General features: G+C 62.0%; 8 protein-coding genes and 1 riboswitch. Of the genes, 4 read left to right on the top strand and 4 right to left on the bottom strand.

Annotated features, from left to right (window positions below; translation table 11 throughout):
* Positions 1-582, bottom strand: a 582-nt coding sequence (locus EN750_RS09925) for a histidinol-phosphate transaminase (protein WP_127396314.1), incomplete at its 3' end; no start/stop codon positions are given.
* A gap of 136 nt (positions 583-718) precedes the next feature.
* Positions 719-796: riboswitch (SAM riboswitch) on the top strand.
* Positions 797-910: 114 nt separating this feature from the next.
* Between EN750_RS09925 and EN750_RS09920 the strand changes: the two genes are divergently transcribed.
* Positions 911-2,080, top strand: coding sequence for a homoserine O-acetyltransferase (locus EN750_RS09920; RefSeq protein ID WP_127271091.1), 1,170 nt, complete (start codon positions 911-913; stop codon positions 2,078-2,080).
* On the top strand, positions 2,077-2,694 hold the full coding sequence (gene metW / locus EN750_RS09915) for a methionine biosynthesis protein MetW (RefSeq protein ID WP_127396313.1): 618 nt from the start codon (positions 2,077-2,079) through the stop codon (positions 2,692-2,694). The genes EN750_RS09920 and metW overlap by 4 nt, the downstream gene beginning before the upstream one ends.
* A 7-nt stretch (positions 2,695-2,701) precedes the next feature.
* Here the strand turns inward: metW and EN750_RS09910 are convergent, their stop codons facing one another.
* Positions 2,702-3,022 carry a DUF1330 domain-containing protein gene (locus tag EN750_RS09910; RefSeq protein ID WP_127396312.1) on the bottom strand — a complete coding sequence of 107 codons (321 nt, stop codon included), beginning with the start codon at positions 3,020-3,022 and terminating at the stop codon, positions 2,702-2,704.
* 327 nt (positions 3,023-3,349) lie between these two features.
* Here EN750_RS09910 and EN750_RS09905 point away from each other — a divergent pair, with 327 nt between their 5' ends.
* Positions 3,350-4,306, top strand: a complete 957-nt coding sequence (locus EN750_RS09905) for a glycosyltransferase (protein WP_245482664.1) — start codon at positions 3,350-3,352, stop codon at positions 4,304-4,306.
* Between the two features lie 15 nt (positions 4,307-4,321).
* A complete protein-coding gene (locus EN750_RS09900) occupies positions 4,322-5,257 on the top strand; it encodes a glycosyltransferase family A protein (protein WP_127396310.1) in 936 nt (311 codons plus the stop codon).
* Between the two features lie 70 nt (positions 5,258-5,327).
* Here EN750_RS09900 and EN750_RS09895 read toward each other — a convergent pair whose 3' ends face one another.
* Both EN750_RS09895 and EN750_RS09890 read right to left on the bottom strand, forming a co-directional pair.
* On the bottom strand, positions 5,328-6,131 hold the full coding sequence (locus EN750_RS09895; protein WP_127396309.1) for a DUF1194 domain-containing protein: 804 nt from the start codon (positions 6,129-6,131) through the stop codon (positions 5,328-5,330).
* A gap of 86 nt (positions 6,132-6,217) precedes the next feature.
* A partial coding sequence (locus EN750_RS09890) for an ABC transporter ATP-binding protein/permease (RefSeq protein ID WP_348629587.1) occupies positions 6,218-8,035 on the bottom strand: 1,818 nt, incomplete at its 5' end.

Below are 8,035 nucleotides of genomic sequence, written 5' to 3'. Positions count from 1 at the left end.
GTCGAGCACCAGAAGCACGTTCTTCGGCAGCGTGGCATGCAGCCGGCGTACCTCCTGGAACGGTACATAGGTGCCGGTCGGGTTGTTGGGATTGGCGAGGAACACGATCTTGGTGCGCGGCGTGACCGCGGCCAGGATGGCGTCGATGTCGGCGCGCTCGTCTCTTTCCTTGATCGTCACCGGAACGGCACCCGCCGACTGGATGTAGATCTTGTAGACCATGAAGGCGTGTTCGGTGATGACGGCCTCGTCGCCGGGCGCCAGATAGGTCTGCGCCAGCAGGCCGAGAATCTCGTCGGAACCGTTGGAACAGATGATGTTCTGCGGGTTGAGGCCGTGCACCTCGGCGATCGCTTCGCGCAGCCGCCTGGCGGTGCCGTCGGGATAGATGTCGAGCTTGCCGGCAATCTCGCGCGCGGCTTCGATCGCTTTCGGCGAGGGCCCTAGCGGATTCTCGTTTGATGACAGCTTGTGGACCTTGGCGACGCCGGCGGGCGCCGTGCTCTTGCCCGGCACATAGGCGTCGATGTCCATGATGCCCGCACGCGGGGTTGGACGTGCCTGGTCCGGTGTCTGGCTCATGTCGCAAAATCCGTCGAGAACGCTTCCTGAGGGAAGCCGCAGCGGAAATACAAGCCGTGGCCTGCAATGTCGAGAGGCGACAGCCATCGCCCAGGGCTGGCCGTTGACGACGGCGCGCCACAGCCCTAGAAGGGGTGCGAACTTCCGTGGTGATTTGGCCGGTCGGCTTGCAGCCACGTTAAACAACTTGCTAAAGGGCCGTTTGCATCCTGTAACCGGCTTTGCGACTGCAATGCCGGTTTTTTGTTGTCCGCCCCGGCCGGACACCCGTATCGGCATCGACTTTCGACAAGCGCGATGCGTGGGCTCAAAGTGTGAGATGGATGTCATGGCCGTTCTGCGCGCCCGCAAAACCAACAACGAGGTCGACCAGCCGTCGAGCCCGGTTTTGCGTTTTGGATCCGACAAGCCGCTCAAGCTGGACGCCGGCACGCTGCTGTCACCGTTCCAGATCGCCTACCAGACCTACGGCACGCTGAACGATGCCCGCTCCAACGCCATCCTCGTCTGCCATGCACTGACCGGAGACCAGCACGTCGCCAGCACCAATCCGGTGACCGGCAAGCCTGGCTGGTGGGAAGTGCTGATCGGCCCCGGCAAGATCATCGACACCAATCGCTTCTTCGTCATCTGCTCCAACGTTATCGGCGGTTGCCTTGGGTCCACCGGTCCGGCCTCGACCAATCCCGCCACCGGCAAGCCCTACGGGCTTGACCTGCCCATTATCACCATTCGCGACATGGTGCGGGCGCAGCAGATGCTGATCGACCATTTCGGCATCGAGAAACTGTTTTGCGTGCTCGGCGGCTCGATGGGCGGCATGCAGGTGCTGGAATGGGCGTCGAGCTATCCGGAGCGCGTCTTCTCGGCGCTGCCGATCGCCACCGGCGCGCGCCATTCCTCGCAGAACATCGCCTTTCATGAGGTTGGCCGCCAGGCTGTCATGGCCGATCCGGACTGGCATGGCGGCAAATATTTCGAGCACGGTAAACGCCCGGAAAAGGGCCTGGCGGTGGCGCGCATGGCCGCCCACATCACTTACCTGTCGGAAGCCGCCCTGCACCGCAAGTTCGGCCGCAATCTGCAGGATCGCGAAGCGCTGACCTTCGGCTTTGACGCCGACTTCCAGATCGAAAGCTATCTGCGCCACCAGGGCATGACCTTCGTCGATCGCTTCGACGCCAATTCCTACCTCTACATGACGCGGTCGATGGACTATTTCGACCTTGCCGCCGACCATGGCGGCCGGCTGGCCGATGCTTTCGCCGGCACGAAAACCCGCTTCTGCCTGGTGTCGTTCACCTCGGACTGGCTTTTTCCGACCGAGGAGAGCCGCTCGATCGTGCATGCGCTCAACGCCGCCGGAGCATCGGTATCCTTCGTCGAGATCGAGACCGACCGCGGCCACGACGCATTCCTGCTCGACGAGCCGGAACTGTTTGCCGCCATCAACGGCTTCATCGGCTCGGCCGCCAGGGCGAGAGGGCTGGGCCTATGAGCGTCAACCGCGACCAGCGCGCCGACCTTGAAGTCGTCGCCAACCTCATCCCACCACAGTCGCGCGTGCTCGATGTCGGCTCGGGCGACGGCTCGCTGCTCGAATTGCTGCAGGACAGCAAGCAGGTCGACGGCCGTGGGCTCGAGCTGTCGCAGCGCGGCGTCAACGAATGCGTGGCGCGCGGCCTCTCGGTCATCCAGGGCGATGCCGACAAGGATCTCGAATTCTATCCCGACAAGGGCTTTGACTTCGTCGTCCTCTCGCAGACGCTGCAGGCCACCCGCAACCCGAAGCTGGTGCTCGACGAACTGCTCAGGATCGGCAATCGCGCCATCGTCTCCTTCCCCAATTTCGGCCATTGGCGTGTGCGTCTGTCACTGTTCGTCAACGGCCGCATGCCGGTGACCAAGGACCTGCCCTATTCCTGGTACGACACGCCCAACATCCACTTCTGCACCATCCGCGACTTCGTCAATCTGTGCGACGAACTCGGCGCGACCGTCGAGAAGGCAACCGCTCTCGACGCCAACGGCCAGAAGATCGGCCTGTCGATGCCGTGGTGGTTCTGGAACTTCTTCGGCCAGCAGGCAGTGTTCCTGCTGAAACGGCAGTAGCCGCAAGCTAATCGAGGATGTCCGTGGCCTTGTGCGGATGTTCGACGCCGTCAGCAAACACCACGTCGGCCTCCGAATTGTCCGTGCGCAGCGCCAGAATCGCTTGATAGGCGGGCGAATTGTACCAGCCATGCACATGCTGCCTGTCGGGAAATTCGATGATGATCAGATGGCCCGGCCAGTTGTTCTCGATCACCTCGACATCGCCGCCATGGACCAGAAAACGGCCGCCGAAAGGTTCCAGCGTGGCATCGATCTTGTGCAGGTATTCGATGATCTGCGGGCCCATCGTGGCTTGGCGCATATGGGCGACGGCGTAAGCGGTCATAAGTGCACTCCCTTTCAATCGAAGCCGATTGCCGGCTCCGAAGGCACAGATTGCCAAGGGTCGTGACAGAATTCGATTACCCCAAAAGTAATAAGAATGAGATGAGGCGATCAAGACGAATCGGCCTGCGCGATCCTGAGGCGGTTTCCAGTCTCCGGCCCTCAGGGTGTTGCCGTTGAGACGCAAGGTTGCGAATTCGGGGTTGCGGACGGATTGAACTCTGCAACCAGATGATGACACGGGAGCATGTTTTTCGTAGCGTCATGCCGGACGCGATGCCGAGCGAAGCACGGAGCGGGGAACCTGACCTATTCGATCGTTGTCGAAATGGAAAACGCCAAGTCCATCAATGAAGATGAGATCGGCGTTTCGTTCAGCGCTTTGGCACGGGAAATAAAAGCCGTGACGACAACCGGTCAATACCTGAAACCGGAGGTCATCGTCGTTCACAGCGGACCAGATACCGACACACCGATTCTCCGGCATCGTCTCACCGAAATTGTTCCGCAACTTGGCATGGCAGCAAATACGGTCTTCAGCGCCTGCACAGGCGGCCGGTACTATGAGGTCAAGAACGCAGGCGCCGCGTTGGCCAAGGGCGACATCGTCATTTTCTGCGATTCCGATACAGTGATCGAAGACGGCTGGCTGTCGGCACTTCTCAAACCGCTCCAAGATCCGAAGACGATCGCCGTGAACGGTTACACCTATCTCGGCTGTGACGATTTCGCTTCGCGGACCTTTGCGCTTCTGTGGTTCTTCCCGCTGCGTGATGGTGATCGACGCTTTGCCTCCAAGCGCGCGATGAACGCCAACAATTGCGCCTTCCGCAGAAGCTGGTTAGCCGGCCATCCCTTTCCGGCCAGCAATGGATTCAAGGTTTCTTGCACGTTGCTCACCAGCCAGTTACGAGCAAGCGGGCATGATTTTGTCAGAGTCGATGCCCGGGCCAGCCATTATCCTCCGCGCGGTTGGCGGTTTTTCTTTTGGCGTGCCCTGGTCACCGGGCGCGATGCGGACCGGAAATATGTGGCACTGGCATCGCCATCCCAAGCCGCGCGAGTGCTGAAGGCGACAAGACGTTGGTTTTCGACATCCTGGAAAGTGGGCGGGCGTATTCTGACGCATGCAACTCGGCTCGGAATGCCGGCATGGCAGATCCCGTTTGCACTGATCGTCGGATTGGCCTTTTGCGCGCTGGTTTTTTGTGCACAAGCGGCCATGGCCCTTGGGCTGGTTCGGGACAAGGTTGAAAACGTGCCCCTCTACGTGGGACATAGCTGAAGCACTATGGTCAAAATGGGCAAAACCATCGAACCGACACCTCTCATCACGGTCATTACGCCGACCCACAACCGACGCGAAACGGTGTTGCGCGCCGTGGAAAGCGTACTCTCCCAGAGCATGTCGAGGCTTGAGCACATTGTCGTCGACGATGGTTCGACCGATGGGACCGAATCGGCGCTGGCCCGCATCCAGGACCCGCGGCTGATCTATGTCGGGGCGAAATGGCGAGGCGCCAACGCAGCCAGGAATGCCGGCATCGAGCGCGCGCGGGCACCGTTGGTGACGTTCCTCGATTCGGACGACATCTACATGCCGCACCGGCTCGAACGAACCCTGACCTGGTTCGAGGAAAATCCTGTACTGCAAGTGCTGATCAGTTCGTTCGTGTCCCTGAAAGGCAGTCGCATCACAAACTGCGTCAACCCCGAGGCGTTCGTGAGCCCCGCAATGCTTGAGCGGACGCTGGTTGGGCAGACCATCTTCATTGCCGGCTCCGCGATCACGGCTCGCCGCGAAGCCTTGCTGGCCATCGGCGGCTACGACAGCGACATCACCCGCATGCAGGATCGCGAATTGCTGCTGCGCCTTGCCCGGCGCTTCGGTGCGCAGTTGTCCAGGGATCTGGACTGGACGAAATACAATTCGGAGAACTCGATTTCCGGCCGCCGTGACGGCTATGTCGAGGCCTATGCGAACCTGATGGGCAAACATCCGCATATTGCCCATGCCTACCCGCACATTCCGCCTTACATGATCTCGCGGCAACTCATCGCCGACATCCTGCGAGGCAGGATACCGGAGGCATTTCAGGGCTACATGGCCAACCGTTCATCCAAAACGCTTGGCTATTCGCTGCCGGAATTGATGCAAGGCTATGTCCACGGCCGGCGCTGGCGCCGCGATCTCTCCAACGAGTTTCGCAATCAATTTGGTGCCCGGCCCGCTTAAACCGAGAGGGATTCCGGGAAATTGTGGAACGGTTTTCCCTCCGGATCGCGTTAACCCCTCTGTCGAGAGCTCAACGGTCAAGTTCGGGAAAATACGGATCCGATAGAAACCGCCTGTCCCGTTCGCCTTGCAGGCAGTCTATCGGCGTCGCCGCGTCGATGGGGATGCTTCTCACCTCGTCCTGAATGCCGCTCACTTCCAGGAGCAGCTTGCGCCGGATGGCTGTCGAAAACTCGGCGGCGGCATAGATAGGCAGCACGAAGGAACCGGGTCCGCCGATCACGCACTGCGCATAATACTGGTCGAGATGGCTGAAGGTGGGCGACGGGCTGATCAGGATCGGCAGCCCGTTGACGACGATGCGTTTGGCAGTCGCCGCATCACGCGTCGCGGTGACCGGCGGCCCGATATTGTTCGGTCCGTCGCCCGAAATGTCGATGACGCTGCGTTCGCCCTGGAAAGACGTGCGGTCGAAAAGCTCGGTGCCGAAGGCCAGCGCGCCGGAAATCGAAGTGCCGCGAAAGCTGCGGAACGGGCGAGCCGCGACCTTGTCGGCAAAGCTGTTCGCGCTCTCGGCACTATCGATAATCTGCCAGCCGATGACCGCGTCGTCGCGCACCGTGCCGGCCCATTCGAAATAGGTCAGCGCTATGCGGCCCGTGGCGCCGGCGCGGACAGCCTTGATGAAGTCGGGATGCCGCAGCGCCTCGACATAACCGGCCCGCTGCAGGGCGAACTCCTTCTCGTCCATCGACAGCGAGATGTCGACCGCCAGCACCAGCTCGACGTCGACGGCGAGCGCATCCGCCGGCGAGGCCATCGGGGCAGCCTGGGCGCAGGCAAGACAGGCAAGCAGGCGCAGGGCATGAAGCATGGCCGTCGCCAGGGTTGTTTCTCCCGAGGAGCTTCCCTCGCGATCGCGGCAAAATAAAGCTTTGCTTCCCCCGCCCGGAAATCAGCTCATTTCTTGCGACGAGCGGCGGCTGGCGGCGGTTCGATCGCGCCGGCCCTGACGCGGGCGGGCTTCAGGGCTGGCGCACCGGAATCCTTGACGATCGTCAACGCGCGCGGGAAGAAGTGGTTGTTGTGCTGGCCGCGCCCGATGTTGAGGATCGCTGTCCCCGGCAAACGCTTCTCGAGCATCGACAGCACGCGTCTTAGCGATGGGCCGTCGAACGCATCCAGCGCCTCGTCGATTATCACCCATTTCGGCTGCCGCAACGCGAGCCTGGCGAAGGCCAGCGAGCGTTGTTCGTCATCGCCCAACTCATGGTCCCAACGCCCCGCACGGTCGAGCGATGAGGACAGCCGTCCCAGACCGACCTCGGCCAGCACCGCCGAAATGTAGGCATCGTTCGCCGGCGCGGGCCCGTTCGGGTGATCGAGGACTTCGCGCAACGTGCCGACCGGAAAATAAGGCACGCGCGGCACGAATATGGGGGTTTCTCCCGACGGCAGGCCGATCCGGCCGCTTCCCCATGGCCACAGGCCGGCAATGGCACGAAAGAACAGCGTCTTGCCCGCACCGGGGTCGCCGGTGATCATGACGCGCTCGCCGGGGCGGATTTCGACATGCGGATCGGCGAGTCTGGTGCAACCCTCCGGCGAGGTCACTTCGAGCTTCTCGAAAGTCAGGCTGCCATCGACGTTTTGGCCGAAGGCGATGCGCTTTTCCGTGTCGTGCAGCGCATCGGTTTCATCGAGCGCGATGCGGAAATCGGCCACGCGCATCAGCGTGGCGCGCCAATCGGCGATGCTGCCGATGTTGTTGATGAACCAGCGCAAGGAAGAGTGGACCTGGTTGAAGGCGCCGACCGCCATCATCAGCCCGCCAAAGCTGATATCACCTGAGAAATAGACCGGCGAAGCGACCAGTATGGGCGCCACGAGGGTGATCCAGCCATAGGTGTCGGTCACCCAGGACAGGTTGATCTGGGCGGTGTAGATGCGCCGCATGGCGCCCAGCACCGTGCCGAGATCGAGTTCGAGCCGCCGCCTGGCGTCGGCCTCGCCATGATACAACGCGATGGCATCGACATTCTCGTTGACGCGCACCATCGAGGAGCGCAGCTCGGCTTCGCGTGTATAGCGGTCGCTGTTCAGGCGGATGAGCGGGCGCCCGACCAGCCAGCTCAGCCAGGAGGCGATGCCGGCGTAAAGGATAGCGGCCCAGACCATGTAGCCCGGTATGGCCAGCGAGGTCCCGCCGATGTGGAACACGAAGCCCGAGGACAGCTCCCACAGCACCCCGACGAAGGACACGAGCAGGATGCACGACTGCAGCAGCCCGACGCCGAGATCGGTTGACAGGTCGGACAGATGCGCGGCGTCCTGCTGCATGCGCTGGTCGGGATTGACGCCGATGGCGCCGGCATTGGCCAACCGGAAGGCGCGCGCCGGCCGCATCCACTGATCGATCAGATCCAGCGTCAGCGCCTCGCGCAGTTTGAGCCTGATCATCTGGTTGAGCCAGGTCTGGCCGATATTGAGCACCAGCAGCCCGCCGGCGATCATCGCGAAGACGAGGAGCTGGTGCAGGAAGGCCGCCATGTCGCGGCGCGCAAGCGCATCGTAGAAAGGCTGGTTCCAGCGGTTGAGCAGAACCTGGCCGATCGACGTTGCGATGATCACGGCCATGATACCGACCGACGTCCACAGCAACCATTTGCGAACCGGCGATCCCGCCAGCGCCCGCCGGATCGTCGCCACCTGATCGCGCAGGCTGCTGGCTTCGACCGCCACCGCAACCGGCTGAACGACGGCGGCATTGTCCGGTTG

Source organism: Mesorhizobium sp. M7A.F.Ca.ET.027.03.2.1, from assembly GCF_003999175.1.
GTDB lineage: Bacteria > Pseudomonadota > Alphaproteobacteria > Rhizobiales > Rhizobiaceae > Mesorhizobium.
The sequence above is the reverse complement of the archived record's forward strand: the minus strand, read 5'-3'. Positions and strand labels throughout refer to the sequence as shown.